Origin of the sequence: Providencia sp. wls1914 (assembly GCF_009706645.1) — a bacterium.
Taxonomy (GTDB): domain Bacteria; phylum Pseudomonadota; class Gammaproteobacteria; order Enterobacterales; family Enterobacteriaceae; genus Providencia; species Providencia zhijiangensis.
The window spans coordinates 293,771-316,554 of record NZ_WLUN01000015.1; the positions used below are offsets into that span (position 1 = coordinate 293,771).

At 44.0% G+C, this 22,784-nt stretch carries 21 protein-coding genes and 1 pseudogene; 13 read left to right on the forward strand and 9 right to left on the reverse strand.

Annotation, left to right across the window (positions count from 1 at the left end; all coding sequences use genetic code 11):
- Positions 1-252: 252 nt before the first annotated feature.
- Positions 253-1,230: an elongation factor P--(R)-beta-lysine ligase gene (epmA, locus tag GKR74_RS10420; protein ID WP_036955971.1), complete on the reverse strand. Its 978-nt coding sequence runs from the start codon at positions 1,228-1,230 to the stop codon at positions 253-255.
- A gap of 786 nt (positions 1,231-2,016) precedes the next feature.
- On the opposite strand from epmA, the pseudogene frdA reads away from it, so the two are divergent.
- The 4 genes and pseudogenes from frdA to frdD all read left to right on the forward strand — a co-directional run.
- Positions 2,017-3,810 (forward strand): annotated as a pseudogene (gene frdA / locus GKR74_RS10425) (fumarate reductase (quinol) flavoprotein subunit); the annotation flags it as partial.
- A complete protein-coding gene (locus GKR74_RS10430; RefSeq protein ID WP_006659011.1) occupies positions 3,806-4,540 on the forward strand; it encodes a succinate dehydrogenase/fumarate reductase iron-sulfur subunit in 735 nt (244 codons plus the stop codon). The pseudogene frdA and the gene GKR74_RS10430, both read left to right, overlap by 5 nt.
- A gap of 14 nt (positions 4,541-4,554) precedes the next feature.
- A complete protein-coding gene (gene frdC, locus GKR74_RS10435) occupies positions 4,555-4,950 on the forward strand; it encodes a fumarate reductase subunit FrdC (RefSeq protein WP_006659010.1) in 396 nt (131 codons plus the stop codon).
- A gap of 15 nt (positions 4,951-4,965) precedes the next feature.
- A complete protein-coding gene (gene frdD, locus GKR74_RS10440) occupies positions 4,966-5,319 on the forward strand; it encodes a fumarate reductase subunit FrdD (RefSeq protein WP_006659009.1) in 354 nt (117 codons plus the stop codon).
- 71 nt (positions 5,320-5,390) lie between these two features.
- Here the strand turns inward: frdD and tetR are convergent, their stop codons facing one another.
- Positions 5,391-5,996 carry a tetracycline resistance transcriptional repressor TetR gene (gene tetR / locus GKR74_RS10445; RefSeq protein WP_154603503.1) on the reverse strand — a complete coding sequence of 202 codons (606 nt, stop codon included), beginning with the start codon at positions 5,994-5,996 and terminating at the stop codon, positions 5,391-5,393.
- Positions 5,997-6,079: 83 nt separating this feature from the next.
- Here tetR and tet point away from each other — a divergent pair, with 83 nt between their 5' ends.
- Together tet and GKR74_RS10455 are read left to right on the forward strand one after the other, a co-directional pair.
- Positions 6,080-7,291 (forward strand): Tet(A)/Tet(B)/Tet(C) family tetracycline efflux MFS transporter, encoded by a 1,212-nt coding sequence (gene tet, locus GKR74_RS10450; protein ID WP_154603504.1) that lies wholly within the window; start codon positions 6,080-6,082, stop codon positions 7,289-7,291.
- 36 nt (positions 7,292-7,327) lie between these two features.
- A complete protein-coding gene (locus GKR74_RS10455) occupies positions 7,328-7,909 on the forward strand; it encodes a TetR/AcrR family transcriptional regulator (protein ID WP_154603505.1) in 582 nt (193 codons plus the stop codon).
- Positions 7,910-7,952: 43 nt separating this feature from the next.
- On the opposite strand, the gene GKR74_RS10460 is transcribed toward GKR74_RS10455, so the two are convergent.
- A complete protein-coding gene (locus GKR74_RS10460; protein WP_154603506.1) occupies positions 7,953-8,402 on the reverse strand; it encodes a winged helix-turn-helix transcriptional regulator in 450 nt (149 codons plus the stop codon).
- Between the two features lie 132 nt (positions 8,403-8,534).
- Between GKR74_RS10460 and GKR74_RS10465 the strand changes: the two genes are divergently transcribed.
- Positions 8,535-9,752 (forward strand): MFS transporter, encoded by a 1,218-nt coding sequence (locus tag GKR74_RS10465; RefSeq protein ID WP_154603507.1) that lies wholly within the window; start codon positions 8,535-8,537, stop codon positions 9,750-9,752.
- Positions 9,753-9,807: 55 nt separating this feature from the next.
- On the opposite strand, the gene sugE is transcribed toward GKR74_RS10465, so the two are convergent.
- On the reverse strand, positions 9,808-10,122 hold the full coding sequence (sugE, locus tag GKR74_RS10470) for a quaternary ammonium compound efflux SMR transporter SugE (protein WP_154603508.1): 315 nt from the start codon (positions 10,120-10,122) through the stop codon (positions 9,808-9,810).
- A 268-nt stretch (positions 10,123-10,390) separates the two neighbouring features.
- Between sugE and GKR74_RS10475 the strand changes: the two genes are divergently transcribed.
- The 3 genes from GKR74_RS10475 to GKR74_RS10485 all read left to right on the forward strand — a co-directional run bounded on the left by GKR74_RS10475 (position 10,391) and on the right by GKR74_RS10485 (position 14,200).
- On the forward strand, positions 10,391-11,296 hold the full coding sequence (locus tag GKR74_RS10475; protein ID WP_154603509.1) for an EamA family transporter: 906 nt from the start codon (positions 10,391-10,393) through the stop codon (positions 11,294-11,296).
- Positions 11,297-11,645: 349 nt separating this feature from the next.
- Complete coding sequence (cstA, locus tag GKR74_RS10480) at positions 11,646-13,739, forward strand: pyruvate/proton symporter CstA (protein WP_154603510.1); 2,094 nt, start codon at positions 11,646-11,648, stop codon at positions 13,737-13,739.
- Positions 13,740-13,996: 257 nt separating this feature from the next.
- A complete protein-coding gene (locus GKR74_RS10485; protein ID WP_006658997.1) occupies positions 13,997-14,200 on the forward strand; it encodes a YbdD/YjiX family protein in 204 nt (67 codons plus the stop codon).
- A 117-nt stretch (positions 14,201-14,317) separates the two neighbouring features.
- Here the strand turns inward: GKR74_RS10485 and efp are convergent, their stop codons facing one another.
- A complete protein-coding gene (efp, locus tag GKR74_RS10490; protein WP_154603511.1) occupies positions 14,318-14,884 on the reverse strand; it encodes an elongation factor P in 567 nt (188 codons plus the stop codon).
- A 42-nt stretch (positions 14,885-14,926) separates the two neighbouring features.
- On the opposite strand from efp, the gene epmB reads away from it, so the two are divergent.
- Positions 14,927-15,955 carry an EF-P beta-lysylation protein EpmB gene (gene epmB, locus GKR74_RS10495; protein WP_154603512.1) on the forward strand — a complete coding sequence of 343 codons (1,029 nt, stop codon included), beginning with the start codon at positions 14,927-14,929 and terminating at the stop codon, positions 15,953-15,955.
- A gap of 77 nt (positions 15,956-16,032) precedes the next feature.
- Here the strand turns inward: epmB and GKR74_RS10500 are convergent, their stop codons facing one another.
- The 4 genes from GKR74_RS10500 to GKR74_RS10515 all read right to left on the reverse strand — a co-directional run bounded on the left by GKR74_RS10500 (position 16,033) and on the right by GKR74_RS10515 (position 19,481).
- A complete protein-coding gene (locus tag GKR74_RS10500; RefSeq protein ID WP_006662858.1) occupies positions 16,033-16,377 on the reverse strand; it encodes a DUF4156 domain-containing protein in 345 nt (114 codons plus the stop codon).
- A 396-nt stretch (positions 16,378-16,773) separates the two neighbouring features.
- A complete protein-coding gene (groL, locus tag GKR74_RS10505; protein ID WP_036955948.1) occupies positions 16,774-18,417 on the reverse strand; it encodes a chaperonin GroEL in 1,644 nt (547 codons plus the stop codon).
- Positions 18,418-18,470: 53 nt separating this feature from the next.
- Positions 18,471-18,761: a co-chaperone GroES gene (locus tag GKR74_RS10510; RefSeq protein WP_108478399.1), complete on the reverse strand. Its 291-nt coding sequence runs from the start codon at positions 18,759-18,761 to the stop codon at positions 18,471-18,473.
- 159 nt (positions 18,762-18,920) lie between these two features.
- Entirely contained in the window at positions 18,921-19,481 is a 561-nt protein-coding gene (locus GKR74_RS10515; protein WP_181477598.1) for an FxsA family protein, read from the reverse strand.
- A 402-nt stretch (positions 19,482-19,883) separates the two neighbouring features.
- Here GKR74_RS10515 and aspA point away from each other — a divergent pair, with 402 nt between their 5' ends.
- Positions 19,884-21,308, forward strand: coding sequence for an aspartate ammonia-lyase (gene aspA / locus GKR74_RS10520; RefSeq protein ID WP_154603513.1), 1,425 nt, complete (start codon positions 19,884-19,886; stop codon positions 21,306-21,308).
- Between the two features lie 140 nt (positions 21,309-21,448).
- A complete protein-coding gene (locus GKR74_RS10525) occupies positions 21,449-22,771 on the forward strand; it encodes an anaerobic C4-dicarboxylate transporter (RefSeq protein WP_154603514.1) in 1,323 nt (440 codons plus the stop codon).
- Positions 22,772-22,784 lie beyond the last annotated feature (13 nt).

Below are 22,784 nucleotides of genomic sequence, written 5' to 3' on the forward strand. Positions count from 1 at the left end.
CGTGGCAACCAGTAATAGAAGCAAAGGTAGAAAGGTCACCAACTCAAATTCATTTTATTTAGCTTAAGTCAAACAGAAGACCAGCAAATGAACTTGAAATCAACCATAATTTTCAGGAATGGGACTTATAGAAGAATTATCCGAAAGGATTTAATCCGTTTTTGGTAGAACGGGCTGGAAAGAAAAAGCACCTTCGTCAATCAATGATCAACGTTCAAGGTGCTTTTTAATGTCATAGATAGAAACTGAGTTTTAAGCAATCGTCACTGGGAATGCAATCACATCACTGATTCGTTCGGCATTCAGTGCCAGCATGATTAAGCGATCAACACCAACAGCCACACCGGAACATGCCGGTAAACCGTGCTCAAGCGCTGCAAGCAAGTTTTCATCAATCGGTTGAACGGGTAAACCCATTGCAGCACGCTTGCGGTTATCTTGCTCAAAACGTTGGCGCTGTTCACCCACATCGGTCAGTTCATGGAAGCCATTTGCCAGCTCCATGCCCTTAAAATAGACTTCAAAACGCTCAGCTACACGGTGATCTTCTGTGCTAATCACCGCTAATGACGCTTGCGTTGCAGGGAAGTGGTAAACCACCGCTGGCTTCTCTTTACCAATGTGTGGCTCCACGCCCATGGTAAACAGTAGTTGCAACAAGGTGTCGCGGTCTTCTTCATTGTCCGCCACATTGCTTAAATCTAAGCGGGCTGCCACTTCGCGTAACTCGCTTTTTTCCGCAGAGAGCGGGTCAATATCTAGGTGGCGTAAAAATGCTTGCTGATAAGAGAGTAGCTCAGCACTTTCGCATTCCAGCACTTGTTGCAGAAGATCATCCACTTCATTGATTAAGCGATACATATCAAAGTGTGGGCGGTACCATTCCAGCATCGTAAATTCAGGGTTATGGTGCCTTCCTGCTTCTTCATTACGGAAACTACGACACATTTGATAGATAGGCCCGCTTCCCGCTGCCAGTAAGCGCTTCATATGGTATTCAGGGCTAGTCATCAAATATAAATTGATACCCTGAGCCGCGCCGGGTCCCACAAAGCGAGTTTCAAATGGAACAAGATGAATGTCAGTCACTGTCGCCTGACTCATTGCGGGTGTGTCTACCTCAAGTACACAGCGATCAGCGAAAAAACGTCTGATTTCCGCAACAATTTTTGCGCGCTGTAACAGGTTAGCGATGGGGGCTGTAGGCAGCCAATTCGCTACTTCACTCATTAAAATAACTCCAAAATAAACTTAGTCGTGCAGTGTACTCACCTCCCCCTTAACACACAATGGAATATTGTGGATATTATGCGCTATCTGAGTATCGATAGGGGATATGATTCAAGGTGAGAAAAGATGACGTGATTATCCCCTGCTTTATACGATTAGGCAAAAAAGCTTTATTATGAACTTTTAACATTTGGTTAAAAAAAAACAAAAACATGATTTTTTCTTATCGCTTGTGATGCAAATGTTAAAACCAAACTTCACCACTCACCTTATTGATACAATTTAAATCTGTTTTTTAGCATTAAAAATTAAGCGACTTTCTAAACAGTGAACTCTTTCGCAATTTTATCTTCGATATGATTCTAGAATTTCCGCGAGGAACACCAGATTATCCACTGTTAGAAAGAAAAACCTGACGATTTTAGTTGGTTTTAAATGCTAGGAATTCCGTTAAATTTAATGATAATTATTTGAAATTCCTTTTTATTATTTTCGGTTTATCTACAATTTCTTCACACCCAAAAACAATTTACAAAAAGAAGACGCAGATCACACTTTAGGGGTAATATCACCCAAAACACCTTTCTATATCAAATTTATCCCCGCCACTATTCGTTATAATTCCCAACATAATAAGTCGTTATTAGCTATTATATATTTACGATTAAAAAAAGATTCTTTGCAGATTTGCCTAAAGGCAAACCGAAACTGAAATAGCTAAGCACTAAAAGTATTTAAAAGAATTTATTAATTTAACACTTTACACTTGAACAATGGAGAAGCGCAGTGCAAACCTTCAATGCCGATTTAGCGATTATCGGGGCCGGGGGCGCAGGCTTACGTGCAGCAATTGCTGCTGCTGAAGCAAATCCCAATATCAAGATTGCTCTGGTCTCAAAAGTTTACCCAATGCGTAGCCACACCGTGGCCGCAGAGGGGGGATCAGCAGCAGTTACTCAAGCCCATGATTCCTATGACTATCATTTTAATGATACCGTTTCTGGTGGTGACTGGCTGTGTGAGCAAGATGTCGTCGATTATTTCGTCGAACACTGCCCAACAGAAATGACCCAGCTGGAACAATGGGGATGCCCTTGGAGCCGTAAACCAGATGGTTCAGTTAACGTTCGCCGTTTCGGTGGGATGAAAATTGAACGTACTTGGTTCGCAGCCGATAAGACTGGCTTCCACATGCTGCATACCCTGTTCCAAACTTCATTAAAATATCCTCAAATCCAACGTTTCGACGAGCACTTTGTTCTCGACATCATTGTGGACGAAGGTCAGGCGCGTGGTCTGGTTGCTCTGAACATGATGGAAGGTACGAAAGTTCAAATTCGTGCCAATGCTATCGTTATGGCTACGGGTGGTGCGGGTCGTGTTTACCGCTATAACACCAACGGCGGTATCGTAACCGGTGACGGTATGGGTATGGCGCTGCGTCATGGTGTGCCATTACGTGATATGGAATTCGTTCAGTATCACCCTACTGGTCTGCCAGGTTCCGGTATCCTGATGACTGAAGGTTGTCGTGGTGAAGGCGGTATCTTAGTCAACAAAGATGGCTATCGCTATCTGCAAGACTACGGTATGGGTCCTGAAACGCCACTGGGCAAACCAGAAAACAAATATATGGAACTGGGTCCTCGTGACAAAGTTTCACAAGCATTCTGGCACGAATGGCGTGCAGGTCGCACTATCAGTACTCACCGTGGTGATGTTGTGTATCTGGATCTACGTCACTTAGGTGCTGAAAAACTGCATGAACGTCTACCATTTATCTGTGAGCTAGCGAAAGCTTACGTGGGTGTTGACCCTGTAAACGAACCAATTCCTGTTCGTCCAACAGCTCACTACACCATGGGTGGTATTGAAACTGACCAACGCACCGAAACTCGTATTAAAGGTCTGTTCGCGGTGGGTGAATGTTCATCTGTTGGCTTACACGGCGCAAACCGTTTAGGTTCTAACTCACTGGCAGAATTAGTGGTATTTGGTCGCTTAGCGGGTGAAGAAGCGGCGCGTCATGCTGCTGAAGCTACCCCTGCAAATGCAAGCGCTATCGAAGCACGTACTCGTGACATCGAAAATGACCTGCAAAAACTTCTGAACCAAAAAGGTAAAGAAAGCTGGTCGAAAATCCGTGATGAAATGGGTATTTCGATGGAAGAAGGTTGCGGTATCTACCGTACACCTGAATTAATGCAGAAAACTGTTGATAAACTGGCAGAGCTGAAAGAGCGCTTCAAGCATGTTGAAATCACTGACCATAGCAGCGTCTTCAACACTGACTTACTGTACACCATCGAATTAGGCTTCGGCTTAGACGTGGCGGAATGTATGGCTCACTCTGCGATTAACCGTAAAGAGTCTCGCGGTGCGCACCAACGTCTTGACGAAGGTTGCACTGAGCGTGATGACGTCAACTTCCTGAAACATACTCTGGCGTTCTATAACCCAGAAGGTGCACCACGCCTTGAGTACTCTGATGTGAAAATCACTAAATCACAACCAGCGAAACGTGTGTATGGTGCTGAAGGGGCAGCTCAAGATAAGGCGAATAAGGAGCAAGCTAATGGATGATATGAAACACTTAAAAATGGAGATCATGCGTTTCAACCCAGAAACGGACAATGAACCCCATTTAGTGACTTATGATGTCCCTTATGACGAGCAAACCTCTTTGTTAGATGCTTTGGGCTACATCAAAGATAACCTCGCGCCAGACCTGTCTTACCGTTGGTCTTGCCGTATGGCTATCTGTGGCTCTTGCGGCATGATGGTGGACAATGTTCCTAAACTGGCTTGTAAAACATTCCTGCGTGACTATCCGCAAGGAATTAAAATTGAGCCACTGGGTAACTTCCCTATCGAGCGTGACCTTGTTGTTGATATGACAAGCTTTATCGAGCGTTTAGAAGCTATCAAACCTTACATTATTGGTAATGATCGCAAACCTTCTGACGGTCCGAACAAGCAAACTCCAGCTCAGATGGAGAAATATCATCAGTTCTCTGGCTGTATTAACTGCGGTCTGTGCTATGCAGCGTGTCCACAGTTTGGTCTGAACCCTGAGTTCTTAGGCCCTGCGGCAATCACCTTAGCAGAGCGCTACAACCTCGATAACCGTGACCACGGCGCGAAAGAGCGTATGCCATTATTAAATGGTGACAACGGTGTATGGAGCTGTACGTTTGTAGGTTACTGCTCTGAAGTCTGTCCTAAGCATGTCGACCCGGCGGCGGCTATCCAACAAGGTAAAGTTGCGAGTGCGCAAGACTTTGTTATCGCCATGCTGAAGCCACGATAAGGAGAATTGAAGTCATGACAACTAAACGTAAACCCTATGTCAGGGAAATGAAAGGCGACTGGTGGCAAAAGCTGGGTTTCTACCGCTTTTACATCATGCGTGAAAGTACTTCCGTGCTTCAGGTTTGGTTCAGTATTCTAGTCCTGTACGGAGTATTCGCTCTGAAAAATGGACCTGAATCATGGGCGGGCTTTGTTGGGTTCTTAAGTAACCCAATCATTCTGATCATTAACATTGTGACACTGGCTGCGACGCTGCTGCATACCACAACGTGGTTCAAACTGGCGCCAAAAGCTGTCGCTATCATTGTTAAAGATAAGAAACTGCCAGATGAGCCAATCGTGAAAGGCTTCTGGGCACTCACTATAGTCGTGACTGCGGCTATTTTAGCAATCGCATTACTATTTTAATCGAAGGAGAATCTGATGAATCTAACGCCTAAACGTTCCGATGAGCCGATTTTCTGGGGATTATTTGGTGCAGGTGGTATGTGGAGTGCCGTTATTGGCCCTGCAATCATTCTCTTACTGGGTATTTTAATCCCATTAGGTGTCGCACCAGAAATGCTGAGCTATGAGCGCATCATGGCATTTAGCCAAAGCTTTATTGGACGCATTTTCTTATTACTGATGATTATTCTGCCAGTATGGTGTGGTATGCACCGTATTCACCACACCCTGCACGATTTTAAAGTGCATGTTCCAGCAACAAAATGGGTGTTCTACGGCAGCTCAGCAATCATTAGCGTTATCGCAATCATCGGTGTATTCACACTGTAATTGTTGATTAACTAAGTAAGTTGATACCAAGTACCCCATCAATGCACTGCATGATGGGGTATTTTTTTGCATTACTTATGGCTTTCTAGCCCGGATATAAGCGCGGTTAAACCGTATAAAAATGCCGATTCCCCCTCATCCCCATCCATAATGTCTAATGCATCTTTCAATAATGGCGGCATATTTTCATCGGTACTAGGCTCGACATCCCGCTGAGCGGCTACATGCTCTTGCTGTTCCAACACCGCCCCTAGCGTAAAATGCCCTACCGCACTCAAAGCATACAACCCTGTTTTTAATGAAAAACCATTGTCCAACATAAACTGTAATTGCGTTTCAATGGTAACGTATTGGCTCTGTGTTGGGCGAGTTCCTAGATGTACTTTGGCACCATCTCGATGGCTTAATAACGCTCGGCGAAAGCTCAGCGCGTTATTGCGTAGAAACTGCTGCCATGTCTCCCCTTCTCGCGGTAATCCATGATCATGATGACGAACGAGCATTTCCACCGCCAGCGCATCCAATAACGCGCGTTTATTTTTCACATGCCAATATAACGTCGGTTGTTCAACACCCAGCTTTTGCGCGAGCTTGCGCGTGGTCAGCCCTTCCATGCCCACTTCATTCAACAAATCCAGTGCGGCGCTAATAATGGTGTCTCTGTCTAATCGAGCCATTAGGTTCTCCTCATCATTTCTGTTGACACTCTATCACTGATAGAGATATATTCCAACCCTATCATCGATAGAGAAAATGCATTATGAACAAAACCGCTGTTATTGCTTTAGTCATCACTGCCCTCGACGCTATGGGCATTGGGCTAATCATGCCTGTATTACCGACACTTTTACGGGAATATGTCACGCTGGAACAGCTCGCTAACCACTACGGTGTATTGCTGGCGCTGTATGCCGTGATGCAGGTCTTTTTTGCGCCACTGTTAGGAAAATGGTCGGATAAATGGGGACGCCGCCCAATTTTGCTGCTCTCTCTTGCCAGTGCTGCAATGGATTACACCTTACTCGCACTTTCTAGCACACTTTGGATGCTCTATTTGGGGCGCTTAATTTCAGGGATCACCGGAGCAACAGGGGCAGTGGCCGCTTCGGTTATCGCCGATACCACAAAACCTGAAGAGCGTACAACTTGGTTTGGTCGCTTAGGCGGCGCGTTTGGTATTGGCTTAATTGCAGGCCCTGTGATTGGCGGATTTGCGGGGGATTATTCCGCACATTTGCCGTTTATTATTGCGGCGATATTGAACGCGTTTACTTTTCTCATGGTTTTCGTTCTGTTTAAAGAGCCACAAAAAACAGTACAGCCAGAAAATCATGTAGATGCTCCACAAAACAGCCTCTCATTTATACAGGTTGCTAAGCCGATTTTGCTGCTACTTACGGTCTTCTTCACTGCGCAGTTGATTGGGCAGATCCCTGCAACGACGTGGGTATTGTTTACCGAAAGCCGCTTTCAGTGGAATAGTGTTGAAGTCGGTATGTCCCTTGCTGGGTTGGGCTTGATGCACGCCATTTTTCAAGCGTTTATTGCAGGAACTATCGCCAAACAGTTCAGTGAAAAAATCACCATCATTGTGGGTTTTATTGCGGATGGCTGCGCATTTATGGTGCTGGCATTTATCACCCAAGGATGGATGATTTACCCGACATTGATTTTACTGGCCGGTGGCAGCATCGCCCTTCCAGCTTTGCAGGGGTTAATGTCTTCCCAAGTTAGCCAAGAAAATCAGGGTAAGCTGCAAGGAATGTTAGTCAGCTTAACCAATGCCACGGGGGTTATTGGTCCGCTGATGTTCAGCGTTATTTTCGGTCAAACACTCGGTATTTGGGATGGCTGGGTCTGGATGATTGGCGCACTGTTTTATCTTGCCTTGATTTCCTGTTTTTTACTGTTTTATCGCCCTCACCACATATTGAAAGGACATTCTGGTATTTCGGACGTAAAATGTTATTAAGTCTTCTATGAAAATAACGCGATAAGAGCCCTATTTATGTTAACGCCTTTGAAAAAGCCAAGAACCAAGCCAGCAGAAGAACGTTTGAACGACCTGATGAATGCCGCGGAAAACCTCTTTCTTTCCAAAGGATTTCTCGCCACAACAGTGAGTGAAATTGTGGCTGTGGCGGATGTGGCAAAAGGGACTTTCTATCATTATTTTCAATCAAAAAACGAAATTATGGATGCCCTACGTACCCGCTATATGGATTGGTATTTAAGGCATATTGCAGATGCGCTTTCACAGCATCCATCGGCGTCTTCACAATTAAAATCATGGTGCGAAAACAGCGTTAAATACTATGTTGAAAAGCAGACTCTACACGACATGCTCTTTCACGATGAATATCACGGACACACTAACAGCCATGAACAGCGCGCCGTTGAGCAAATTAAGCAGATTTTAGCCCTTGGTGAACAGCAACAAGCTTGGCACGCTGCACCACCAGAGCTTATCGCTACGATGATCTATCATGCAATGCATGCGGCGGTAGATAACCTCTCTACAACCCGTGAATATAATCAAAGCAATTTGGGTGAATTACTGTATGGGCGTTTTTTACGTCTCTTAGCGTAATAAATTAAAGTCGCTTGACTCGCTCCCTCGATTCAATGGCGCTTTACGACTTAATTTTGATCACTTCAGTCTCATTTGGCGATAACGTTTTTCCATCATGTGAAAGCGGGTACATCGCCGGAATGGGGCTTTGAGTCTGTTTATCAATCAAAATAGAGTGTGGTTCTCCCTCTCGAAATAGATTCACTTCCCCCCATTGCCTTAATGCAACCACGATAGGAAAAAGACTTTCCCCCGCCTCGGTCAACACATATTCTTGATAAGCAGTACCATCTGACGCATCCTTTAATTCAAGGATATTTGCATCAAGTAATTTACGTAATCTGTCTGACAAAATATTACGCGCCACCCCTAAACTTCGTTGAAAATCACCAAAACGTCGTAATCCATCAAAAGCATCACGCACAATTAACAACGACCAGCGATCCCCAATTAAATTTACGCTTCTAGCCACAGGGCACGGGGATCCTTCCATTACTGTATTCGACGACATGACTCCCCCTCTATTTAATACCAAAGAATTAACACCCAAAAAATCTAGTTGCATTTTAAAACCCACTAACCTAGCATTCAACTAGTTTCAAATTAAAACCAATCTTAAATTAAAACTAGATGAGTGTGCAAAATGAAAAACTCCCTTTCATTACCCCATTCGGCTATTGAGCAAAATAGCCTTCAAAATTCATTACCGAAAGGGTTAGTTTATCTCTTCGCGGTTGCCAGTGGATTAAGTGTCGCCAATGTTTACTATGCGCAACCCTTGCTAGATTCGCTTTCTCGTGACTTTCATATTAGTGATGCCGCTATTGGTGGCGTTATCACCGCCACTCAAGTTGGCAGTATTCTCGCTCTGTTATTGTTAGTCCCTTTGGGCGATAAAATGAAACGTCGCCACTTGATGGGATGGCAGCTCAGCGCGCTTGTTCTGTCTTTGCTCATCGTTGCGATAGCAGAAACACCCGCAATGCTGCTCATAGGAATGCTGGCAGTGGGTATGCTTGGAACCGCCATGACACAAGGATTGATTTCCTATGCTGCGAGTTCAGCAGGAACGCATGAGCAAGGACACGTGATTGGTACTGCACAAAGTGGTGTATTTATTGGGCTTTTACTTGCAAGAGTCTTTTCTGGTGCAATAAGCGATTTGACTAGTTGGCGAGGAGTTTATCTCTCTTCTGCACTACTAATGCTCGCTATTGCCTACCCGCTTTGGCGATATCTGCCTCAGATCGATCCGCCAAAGAATTCCATGAATTACTCAACACTGCTGCGCTCAATGGCAACGTTATTTAAACACCAAAAAGTCTTACAGGTTCGCGGCTTCTTAGCATTACTGATGTTTGCTGCATTTAATATTTTCTGGAGTGCATTGGTTATTCCCTTAAGTGATGCGCCCCATTATTTTTCTCACACTCAGATTGGTGCTCTTGGCCTTGTCGGTGTAGTGGGTGCGTTGATTGCCTCAAGAGCTGGGCGTTTAGCGGATTACGGATACGGGCAAATAGTCAGTTTTATTGCACTGCTATTATTAACGCTATCTTGGTTACCCATTGCGTTTATGGATAGCTCATTATGGGCGTTGATCATTGGGATTATTTTGCTCGATGTGGGCGGGCAATCGCTACATGTGACAAACCAAAGCATGATTTATTACTCAGAGCCTGAAGCACATAGCCGTCTAGTGGGGCTGTATATGATGTTTTATGCGGTCGGGAGTGGTTTTGGTGCGGTCAGTTCAACGTGGATTTATGCCCATGCGGGCTGGAATGGTGTTTGTCTATTAGGGGTCGGTGTGAGTGCTTTTGCGCTTATTTTCTGGTGGCTAACTCGTCATGTTAGATAAGTAATTTAAAATGAAACGGGTGAACATTCGTTCACCCGTTCTTATTCTCAGTGGCTTAACTAGAAAGTTTTAATCCAATTAGCCCCATCACGATCAAGCCAAGGCTCAATAAGCGAAACATATTGGCGGATTCGCCAAGGAAAATAATCCCGAAAATCGCGGTACCAACTGCACCAATTCCTGTCCAAATCGCATAAGCGGTTCCGGCAGGCAAGTCACGCATCGCATAAGCAAGTAAGCCCATGCTGGCGATAATGGCGGTGATAGTGATAACACTAGGAGTTAGGCGCGTAAATCCATGGGTGTATTTTAAACCCACCGCCCAAACAATTTCTAATAAACCTGCGAATAATAAGATGATCCAAGCCATGGTGGATGTACTCCGTCAACTTCTCGGGGTCGTCCCCATTACTTAAACGTGATGATTTCAGGTCGTCCTGAACACGCGAAATGAAACCGTATTATAAACGTTCAATTTCAGAGACTCAAGTCACTTAAAATAATAATTAACACTAAATTAACACCCATATTTATCCTATTCATGCTGAATTTGAGTCCTTACATGCAATATCGTCGCACAAATCCCAAAGCACAGGTAAAGTAGAGATCCTCCGCCAATTCTGTACCGAGAAAACACCATGCGTATCAAAGATATATTACTTGCCCTGTGTGTCGTAATTATTTGGGGCGTCAACTTTGTGATCATCAAGCTTGGCGTAACCGCCTTACCCCCACTACTCCTCGGTGCCTTACGTTTTGTGTTTGTGGCCTTCCCTGCTATTTTCCTATTCAAGCGTCCCAAAATTCCGCTGAAATTGTTGCTGATTTACGGGCTAACCATTAGCTTTGGGCAATTTGCATTTCTATTCTGCGCCTTACGCGTAGGTATGCCAGCAGGTATTGCCTCGGTGATTTTACAGTCACAAGCTTTCTTCACTATCTTGCTCGGTGCCGTGATCCTTAAAGAATCCCTACAGCCAACCCACTTTCTTGGCATGTTTATCGCCATCGCGGGGCTGGGAATTTTAGCCAATGGCGCAACCTCTGGCGGAATTGATGATATTCCTCTGTTGGGCTTGATCTTTATTTTGGTTGCGGGGCTCTCTTGGGCGTTTGGTAATATCACCAATCGCATCATTATGCAGCATCAAGGCGAAGAAAAATGCAGCGCTCTTTCCTTGGTCAGTTGGAGCGCCCTAATTCCGATTATTCCTTTCATATTAAGTTCGTGGATCTTCGAAGGTGAAGAGGCAATTATTCAAGGCTTAGCGGGGTTTGATTGGTCTGTACTCGGCGTGATTTTGTATCTTGCCTATCTTTCCACTTTTGTCGGTTATGGGTTGTGGGGCGTGCTGCTCGGACGCTATGAGGCTTGGCGCGTCGCACCGTTCTCTTTATTGGTGCCCGTTTTTGGGTTAAGCAGCAGCGCGTTATTCCTTGGGGAGCATATTAACGGCATACAAATCGCTGGATTAATTTTGATTATGTTCGGGCTTATCACGACATTGTTTGGTAAAAAAATCATTCAGATGATCCGAAAGTAATCGCCAACATCTTCAAATACCGGAAATTTTCTTCCGGTATTTTTTTGTCTATCTTAATATCCTAAGCAAGAATTTCAGCGCATCCATTCAGAACTATAATCTTAAATTAAAAAATTTATTAGAATATAAACCCAACCAATGAATTAACGCTAGACCAAAACAAGATAAAATCCAATATTAACTTCGATTTTAGTGATACTAATTCCAATATTGGAATTTATCTACAATTTCAATTAAGTGTCTCGATTTAGCTACTTTTCCTTTCCCACAACTCTCGCTATATCTGTTTGAGTTTTTACTTACATAAATAACTAATAAAGCTCGTTAACGAAATGGATGGGGAAAGGCTATGGGTAAACAATTGATTTGGATTGTTCTCGCTCTGCTCGGCGCGTTTTCACTCGGTTATATTGCATTAAACCGAGGTGAACAGATCAACGCCCTGTGGATCGTGGTCGCCGCGGTCTGTATTTATTTGATCGCATATCGTTACTATGGACTGTTTATTGCGAAAAAAGTCCTGCAAGTAGACTCTACACGTATGACACCAGCCATTCGTCACAACGATGGTCTGGATTATGTACCAACCGACAAAAAAGTGTTATTTGGTCACCACTTTGCCGCCATTGCTGGCGCAGGTCCATTAGTCGGTCCTGTACTTGCAGCACAAATGGGTTATTTACCGGGTATGCTGTGGCTGCTCGCAGGGGTAGTGCTGGCAGGGGCGGTACAAGATTTTATGGTGCTATTCGTTTCTACTCGCCGCGATGGTCGCTCTTTGGGTGAACTCGTGAAAGAAGAAATGGGCAATACTGCTGGGGTCATTGCGCTGATTGCTTGCTTTATGATCATGGTGATCATCCTTGCTGTACTCGCGATGATTGTCGTGAAAGCATTAACACACAGCCCATGGGGAACTTATACCGTTGCCTTCACCATCCCACTGGCTATTTTTATGGGGATTTATACCCGCTATATTCGTCCGGGTCGTATTGGTGAAGTTTCAGTTATCGGGCTGATTTTCTTAGTTTTTGCGATTATTTCAGGTGGCTGGGTCGCAGAGAGTGAAACATGGGCGCCTTACTTTGACTACACTGGCGTGCAGTTAACGTGGATGCTGGTCGGCTATGGCTTTATAGCTGCCGTTCTACCTGTTTGGCTGCTATTAGCCCCTCGTGACTATCTTTCTACTTTCTTGAAAATCGGGACAATTATCGGTCTGGCGATCGGTATTTTGATTTTAAATCCAAACCTGCAAATGCCGTCATTAACTAAGTATATTGATGGAACTGGCCCTGTGTGGGCGGGGGATTTATTCCCATTCTTATTTATTACTATCGCTTGTGGCGCCGTTTCCGGTTTTCACGCCTTAATCTCTTCTGGTACCACACCGAAAATGCTCGCCAACGAAAACCAAGCTTGTTTTATCGGTTATGGTGGGATGTTGATGGAATCTTTCGTCGCTATCATGGCGTTAGTCGCAGCTTGTGTGATTGACCCAGGCGTTTATTTTGCGATGAACAGCCCAATGGCCATGTTAGCACCCGCAGGAACGACTGATGTTGTGGCTTCTGCGGCACAAGTTGTCAGCGGCTGGGGCTTCCAGATTACACCTGAGCAATTGACGCAAATTGCCAACGAGGTTGGGGAAACCAGCATTATTTCCCGTGCCGGGGGGGCTCCAACACTGGCAGTCGGTATGGCATATATTCTTCATGGCGCGCTAGGCGGGTTGATGAATGTGGCATTCTGGTACCACTTCGCCATACTGTTTGAAGCGCTGTTTATCCTGACTGCGGTGGATGCCGGAACCCGTGCGGCACGCTTTATGCTGCAAGATTTGCTGGGTGTGGTTTCACCATCATTGAAAAGGACGGATTCTCTACCCGCTAACCTGATAGCCACTGCATTGTGTGTGCTGGCTTGGGGTTATTTCTTACATCAAGGCGTTGTTGACCCACTCGGTGGTATTAACACCTTATGGCCGCTGTTTGGTATCGCCAACCAAATGCTGGCAGGTATGGCGTTGATGCTGTGCGCGGTCGTTCTGTTCAAGATGAAGCGCCAAGCCTACGCATGGGTCGCGCTATTACCAACAGCATGGTTATTGGTGTGTACGATGACCGCCGGCTGGGAAAAGACCTTCAGTGAAGATGCCCGCGTTGGTTTCTTAGCCGTCGCGAATAAGTTCCAAGCGATGTTAGATAGCGGCAACTTGCCACCGCAATATACAGAATCACAGTTAACTCAGTTGGTTTTCAATAACCGTTTAGATGCTGGCTTAACAATTTTCTTTATGATTGTAGTTGTGGTTCTCGCCCTATTCTCTATCCGTACCGCGTTGAAAGCATTGAAATCCAAGGAACCAACCGCCAACGAAGTTCCTTACGAACCAATGCCAGCCAACTACGAAGAGATTGTGGCAAACACCCGCCATCACTAATACACCGGAGATTGAGAGCTGAGAATTAAGAACCTATTAACCTTTTTACTTCAGTTTTGTATTTTAGGTTTTCGACTTAAATGTTTTTCAAAACTCACTCTCTTTCTCCAAAATCGCTAGCTACGATGCAATCCTCTAAATAGTTTGTATTGTAGCTAGGCAGCAAACGAGGATATCCCTAGGAGCATACACAAGTATGTGACTAGGGTAGCCAAGTGAAGCTAACAACGCTACAAAACAAAATATGACGAGGATTTATGTTTGGAAACTTAGGGAAAGCGGCCCGTTACTTAGGCCAAGCCGCCAAAATGATGGTCGGCGTCCCCGACTACGACAACTACGTCGCCCACATGCAACGTACCCATCCTGACCAAACGCCGATGACTTATGAGGAGTTTTTCAAAGAGCGGCAGGATGCTCGCTACGGCGGTAAAGGTAAAGGCGGGTTTAAATGTTGTTAATCATTACTCTGGCTGAGCACCATCAATAAAAAAGCCGAATACAGTACGAAACTGCATTCGGCTCTTCTTGATCTCACTTCGCCACTCACTATAATGGCTGGCTTGATCTATCGGCGATTATTTCACGCGTGAAACGTATTCGCCTGAACGAGTGTCAACTTTGATCACTTCGCCAATCTGAACGAACAGAGGAACTTTAACCACTGCACCAGTGCTTAACGTTGCTGGTTTACCACCAGTACCTGCTGTATCGCCTTTCAGACCTGGATCTGTTTCAACAACTTCTAACTCAACGAAGTTCGGTGGAGTAACTGCGATTGGACGACCATCCCACAGAGTTAAAATACACTCAGCTTGGTCAATCAGCCATTTGTCGTTATCACCGATAGCTTTAGCATCTGCTGCCAGCTGTTCGAAAGTTTCGTTGTTCATGAAGTGCCAGAACTCACCGTCGTTGTACAGGTAAGTTAAGTTCATATCCATGACATCTGCGCCTTCGCAAGAGTCAGTAGATTTAAAGGTTTTTTCCAACAACTTGTTAGAAAGCAGTTTACGCAGACGAACGCGTGCGAATGCTTGACCTTTACCCGGTTTAACGAATTCACTTTCAAGAATTGCACACGGCTCACCATCTAACATGATTTTAAGACCTGAGCGGAATTCATTGGTACTATAAGTAGCCATGGAGATCCTCTATTTATAAACTAAAAATGGCATAGCCAAAAAATGGTCGATATTATAACTCAAAATACCTCATCCAGAGAAGTCTGGATACAACAACTTGCTGAAGCAGTCACTAATCCGGATGAATTGCTGCAATTACTAAACTTAGAAGACCATCAGCCATCGCGAGAAGGTCATGAAGCACGTAAGTTATTCCCCTTACGCGTTCCGCGCCCTTTTATTTCGCGAATGAAAAAAGGTGATCCACTAGACCCTCTGTTATTGCAGGTATTAACCGCAAAAGCAGAGTTCGATATACATCCAGGTTTTTCTACTGATCCACTAGAAGAGCAGGATAACGCGATCCCGAGTTTACTCCACAAGTACCGTAACCGCGCACTAATGCTGGTTAAGGGGGGTTGTGCAGTGAACTGTCGATACTGCTTTCGCCGGCATTTTCCTTATGAAGATAACAAAGGAAATAAAAATAACTGGTTGATGGCTGTGGATTATATAAAAAACCACAGTGAACTCAATGAAATCATCTTCTCTGGCGGTGATCCATTAATGGCAAAAGACCACGAACTTGACTGGTTAATTAGCCAACTTGAGGAAATTCCACACATTACGCGCTTGCGAATTCATTCTCGCTTACCGGTGGTGATCCCTGAAAGAATTACAGATACCCTATGCCAGCGCTTATCCCAGTCACGTTTGCAGGTCATTATGGTAACCCACGTTAACCACGCTAACGAAATTGATGATGAGTTTACGAAAGCGATGCAGAGATTAAAACGCGCGGGCGTCACACTACTAAACCAAAGCGTATTACTCCGCCAAGTTAATGACAATGTCACTGCGTTGGCAAACCTGAGCAATGCCCTATTTGGTGCGGGAATTTTACCGTATTACTTGCATGTGCTTGATAAAGTCCAAGGCGCAGCCCACTTCTTAGTGAGTGATATTGAAGCACGACAATTAATTCGTGAATTGTTAAGTCAGGTTTCAGGGTATTTAGTGCCGAAATTAGCGAGAGAAATTGGTGGAGAGCCAAGCAAAACCCTACTCGATTTAAACTTGCGCCAAAGCTAGTCTGAGTTAATAAACATAAAAGTTTATAGGCATAAAAAACCCGCTTAACTGATTAAGCGGGTCTTATTGATACATTATTATTGGCACTTATACACTTGGCCAATCATTTTGCTATCAACAGGAACAAAGCTAGATAGGACAGTTTCGCTTGGGCTTGAAGCACCAAAAATCACGTTACCACCCATTGCTGCAGCTTTGTTACGTAAATCATTTGCTGCGCCGCGCATGGAGCTAGACTCGTTATTAACGCCGCTCAACCAGTTGCTTTGAGTTCCAGTGACTTGACCAAGAAGTTGGCATTCGCTTCCAGGTTGATTTTCAACAAAACGAACTTGTGAGCCTGCCGCAGTCAGATCATTGGTTGATGTACAACCTGCTAAAGTTAGTAATGCAGCAGCACCAAGCAAGACTTTAATTCGCATGTTTTCCCTCATTTTTTATTGTGTTTTTGCAGCTGGTTGTTGAACCTTTATAGCTCCAATCACTCAAAATTCTGTTTTATGGCAGTAAATTAGCTTACTAGATATCCAAGTAGGCTGGATAAAAACTGCCAATCGCTCAGAGTTTATCACAAAACAATCAATACGCTCGTGATGTTCTTTACTTATTTAAACTATTTTTTACCTTGGATTAAATATAACCCGATGAGTCACCTTAACGCAAAAATAAGTAATAAACCTCATAAATGCAAAGCACAAAAGCATTAATTTGATTGCCTATAAAAAAACCGGCACCACTCGATAACTCATGGTGCCGGTCTTATTTTGGCTGGTAGCCACTAACTAGTAGCTACTTGAGCAAGATGTTTGCCTGTTGGCTTACATCATACCGCCCATTCCGCCCATGCCACCCATACCTGCTGCGCCTAAATCAGGAGCGTCAGATGCTGGCATATCAGTGATCATCGCTTCAGTCGTGATCATCAGACCCGCGATTGATGCTGCGAATTGCAGAGCAGAACGCGTTACTTTAGTTGGATCCAGAATACCCATTTCGATCATGTCGCCATAAGTATCTGTTGCTGCGTTGTAACCGTCGTTGCCAGTTGCTGCTTTAACGTTGTTAACAACAACAGAAGCTTCTTCACCTGCGTTAGTCACGATTTGACGCATTGGCGCTTCCATCGCACGCAGAGCAACACGGATACCTACGTTTTGTTCTTCGTTATCGCCTTTCAGTGCTTCCAGTTTAGCTGCAACGCGAACTAACGCAGTACCACCACCAGCAACAACACCTTCTTCTACCGCTGCACGAGTTGCGTGCAGAGCATCGTCAACGCGAGCGCGTTTTTCTTTCATTTCAACTTCAGTTGCTGCGCCCACTTTAATTACCGCAACACCGCCAGCTAATTTCGCTACGCGCTCTTGCAGTTTTTCACGGTCGTAATCAGAAGAAGACTCTTCGATTTGTTGACGGATTTGAGTCACACGACCTGCGATTGCAGTTTCGTCACCGATACCATCGATGATGATAGTGGTGTCTTTGTTGATAACGATACGTTTAGCTTGACCTAAATCTTCTAACGTTGCTTTTTCCAGCTCCATACCGATCTCTTCAGAGATAACAGTACCGTTAGTCAGGATAGCGATATCTTGCAGCATTGCTTTACGGCGGTCACCGAAACCTGGTGCTTTAACCGCAGCCACTTTCACGATACCACGCATGGTGTTCACGACTAATGTTGCCAGTGCTTCACCTTCAACATCTTCAGCGATGATCAGTAGTGGTTTGTTCGCTTTAGCAACGCCTTCTAATACTGGCAGTAATTCACGAATGTTAGACACTTTTTTGTCGACTAACAGGATGAATGGGTTTTCCAGTTCAACAACGCCAGTTTCTGGTTTGTTGATGAAGTAAGGAGATAAATAACCGCGGTCAAACTGCATACCTTCAACCACGTCTAATTCGTCTTCCAGACCAGTACCTTCTTCAACGGTGATAACGCCTTCTTTACCGACTTTCTCCATTGCTTCTGCAATTAATTTACCAACAGTTTCGTCGGAGTTTGCAGAAATAGTACCAACCTGTGCGATTGATTTAGTATCTGAACATGGAACTGACAGAGTTTTCAGTTCTTCAACAGCAGCAACAACCGCTTTGTCGATACCACGTTTCAGATCCATTGGGTTCATACCCGCCGCGACGGCTTTCAGACCTTCAGTGATAATTGCTTGAGCTAAAACGGTAGCGGTTGTTGTACCGTCACCCGCTGCATCGTTAGCTTTAGACGCAACTTCTTTCACCATTTGTGCACCCATGTTTTCGAATTTGTCTTCTAATTCGATTTCACGCGCAACAGAAACACCATCTTTAGTGATAACTGGTGATCCAAAAGATTTGTCTAAAACAACGTTACGGCCTTTAGGACCTAAAGTTACTTTAACTGCATCAGCAAGAACATTGACACCACGAAGCATTTTTGTACGAGCGTCATTACCAAATCTAACGTCTTTAGCTGCCATTATCTCTTTCCTTTAAATTCTTTTCGTTTGATGAAAGTTTTAAGTGAAAATTCTTATTCAACGATTGCTAAGATGTCGCTCTCGGACATGATTAACACTTCTTCGTTGTCGATTTTTTCAGCTTTTACGCCATAACCGTCGTTAAAAATTACGATATCGCCAACTTTCACATCCAGCGCTTTAACGTCGCCATTTTCGAGGATGCGGCCTTGGCCCACAGCGATAACTTCACCACGAGTTGATTTGCCCGCAGCACTGCCAGTTAACACGATACCACCAGCAGATTTAGATTCGATTTCTTTACGTTTAACGATAACACGGTCATGCAATGGACGAATTTTCATTAATAGTTCTCCTACAAATAAAGTCCATACGGGTAAAAGGTCGATACCAAGGTGATCTTCACCAGTACCATGATTCAGGAGATTGGGATGAATAACTAAGACTTCAAGGGGTGGGAGATAAATTTTTTTATTATTTATCTCCCTACCATTCAAAGGGAATTAAGGTTTAGGCGGGTTATCTTGGTTGGAATCTGAAGATTTATCGTCAGGAACACGATGGCTTTCACCATCAATAGTACTTTTACGATCAATAGTACTTTCACGATCAATAGTATAAGAAGGGTCATCTTGCTTGCGTTGGTACTCACCTTCAAAGGTATTGCCATTTTGATAGCCACCCCCCTGAAAACCATTTCCAGGTTGGTAAAACTTGATGTGCGGGATTAAACGCATCACAAATAATTTTTGTACTGGTGGTAGTAATAAAAGTAGTCCAATAAAGTCCGTAAAGAATCCAGGAACAATAAGTAAAAATCCTGCTAACACTAACGCCACACTTTTAATCATTTCAGCGGCAGGACTTTCACCACTCATTAATTTTTGTTGTATTTGCATGACATTTTTCATCCCTTGGTTCTTCACAAGTGAAACCCCCAAACAGGATGTGAGCACCACTAGAATTAATGTCATCAACACACCAATTTCAGCCGCAACTCGGACAAAAATGACCGACTCTATATACACCAAAATACATATCAGAATTAGTGGTAACCAGCGCACAAGTACTCCTTAATATCAATAAGCTACTGCATTTTTCGGGGCTAAATGAAAACCTTTGTGAACTATCTCTAAGAGACTACTATTCATATTCGCTTTTTTCATCAGTATAGCCATAATAATTGGGTCTCTGATCGTGATTTTCAACTCATGGACTAAGATCATTAACAAGGCTTATCTGTGATTTAAATCACACAATATAAATTCTATTGCACTAATCAATCCATAAAATGATCTAGGTTCAAGGTATGGGGTGATAAAGGGCATATGATCACCCCATAAGTCAGTAGAACATAATACTGATAAAGGAGTAATAGGTGGTAATCACCTAGAAGTTTAGTTTTAGGATATATTTTTAAAAGCGCATAAACGGACAGTAACTGTAATCTAATTAAGAAGGTTCTCATGTCAAACAATACTCGTATCGAAGAAGACCTGTTAGGTAAAAAAGAAGTTCCAGCTGATGCCTATTATGGTGTTCATACTCTGCGTGCGATTGAAAACTTTTATATCAGCGACCGCACCATTAACGATGTCCCAGAATTTATTCGCGGCATGGTAATGGTAAAAAAAGCAGCCGCACTAGCTAACAAAGAACTGCACACTATTCCTCGTAATATCGCAGATACCATCATCAAAGCGTGTGACGTTGTTTTGAATGAAGGCAAATGCATGGATCAGTTCCCAGTTGACGTATTCCAAGGTGGTGCGGGCACATCACTGAACATGAATACCAACGAAGTTCTGGCAAACATCGGTCTTGAACTGATGGGTCATAAAAAAGGTGAATATGAATTCTTAAACCCAAATGACCATCTGAACAAAAGCCAATCAACCAACGATGCATACCCTACCGGTTTCCGTATCGCGGTTTATAACTCTGTTCTGAAATTAATCGATTCTGTTACTTACCTGAAAAAAGGTTTTGAAAGTAAAGCAGAAGAGTACAAAGACATCCTGAAAATGGGTCGTACTCAATTACAAGACGCAGTACCAATGACTGTTGGTCAGGAATTCCATGCTTTCGCAACTCTTCTTAAAGAAGAAGAGAAAAATCTGAAACGTAGCATCGATTTACTGCTCGAAGTTAACTTAGGTGCAACTGCTATCGGTACTGGCCTGAACACAGCCCCTGGTTACCAAGAACTGGCTGTTAAAAAATTAGCAGAAGTAACAGGTTTAGCCTGTGTACCATCAGAAGACTTAATCGAAGCAACGTCTGACTGTGGTGCTTACATCACTGTTCACGCTAGCCTGAAACGTTTAGCAGTTAAACTGTCTAAAATCTGTAACGACTTACGTTTACTTTCCTCTGGTCCTCGTGCGGCACTGAAAGAAATTAATCTGCCAGAATTACAAGCAGGTTCTTCTATCATGCCAGCAAAAGTTAACCCAGTAATCCCTGAAGTTGTTAACCAAGCATGCTTCAAAGTTATGGGTAACGACATCTGCGTAACGATGGCTGCTGAAGCAGGTCAATTACAATTAAACGTAATGGAACCAGCAATTGGTCAAGCGATGTTCGAATCCATTTCTCTGATGAGCAATGCATGCCGCAACTTAGTCGAAAAATGCGTTAACGGCATTACTGTTAACAAAGAAATCTGCGAAGCGTTTGTATTCAACTCTATCGGTATCGTAACTTACCTGAACCCATTCATCGGTCACCACAACGGTGATATCGTGGGTAAAATCTGTGCTGAAACAGGTAAGAGCGTACGTGAAGTTGTCCTAGAACGCGGACTGCTTACCGAAGCGCAACTGGATGATATCTTCTCTGTAGAGAACCTAAAACATCCAGCATATAAAGCAAAAAGATTTGACGACTAATTATTTATGTTTAGCATAAATAATTCTTAAGAATAAGGGCACGACTTTCCACCGGATAGCGTGCCTTTTTTCATGAATACACACACAAATAATTAACATAACAGTTTCATAATTTTCATTTTTGTCGAGGAGTAAACACTATGTTAGCCGTAGAATTTGTCATTGTTCTGCTGGCCATTTTTTTAGGGGCCCGTCTTGGAGGGATAGGTATCGGTTTTGCCGGTGGCCTTGGTGTTCTGGTACTCGCTGCAATTGGCGTGAAACCGGGAACCATTCCTTTTGACGTAATCTCTATCATCATGGCAGTTATTGCCGCCATCTCTGCAATGCAAATTGCGGGTGGTTTGGATTACTTGGTTGCTCAAACAGAAAAATTACTGCGTCGCAATCCAAAATACATCACTATCCTTGCCCCTATCGTGACCTATTTTCTGACTCTGTTCGCAGGTACAGGTAATATCTCATTAGCCACTCTGCCAGTTATCGCAGAAGTTGCGAAAGAGCAAGGCGTGAAACCATGTCGTCCACTGTCTACGGCGGTTGTTGCAGCTCAAATTGGTATCACAGCATCACCAATCTCTGCGGCAGTTGTTTACATGGCATCGGTCATGGAAAACCCAGCAATGGTTGGCGCTGGTAACACCGTTAGCTACATCACGCTGTTAGGTATTTTATTACCAGCAACGTTCTTAGCTATCATCCTGATGTCTTTCATTATCTCTTGGACATTTAACTCTAAACTGTCTGATGACCCAATCTACCAAAAACGTTTAGCTGAAGGCTTAGTTGAACTGCGCGGTAGCCAAGTTAAAGAGATCAAACCAGGTGCTAAAGCGTCTGTTCTGCTGTTCTTACTCGGCGTTGTTGGTGTAGTTTGCTACGCAATTATCAACAGCCCAAGTTTAGGCATTGTGGCAACCCCACTGATGAACACCACTAACGCTATCCTGATCATCATGCTGACTGTGGCTACGTTAATCACTGTTCTGTGCCGTGTAAACACTGATGCAATCCTGAACTCAAGTACCTTCAAAGCAGGTATGAGCGCATGTATCTGTATCTTAGGTATTGCGTGGTTAGGTGATACTTTTGTACAACACAACATTGATTGGATCAAAGAAACTGCAGGTGATTTAATCCACGAACACTCATGGATGTTAGCGGTTATCTTCTTCTTCTGTTCTGCGCTTCTGTACTCTCAAGCAGCAACAGCGAAAGCACTGATGCCTATGGCTCTGGCTCTGAACGTTAGCCCATTAACAGCTATCGCTTCATTCTCAGCAGTATCCGGTCTGTTCATTCTGCCTACTTACCCAACTCTGGTTGCGGCGGTACAAATGGATGACACCGGTACAACTCGCATCGGTAAATTCGTCTTTAACCACCCATTCTTTATTCCGGGTACTATCGCTGTGGCACTAGCCGTTACCTTCGGCTTCCTGTTCGGCGGTATGATGCTGTAGTCATCAATACAAT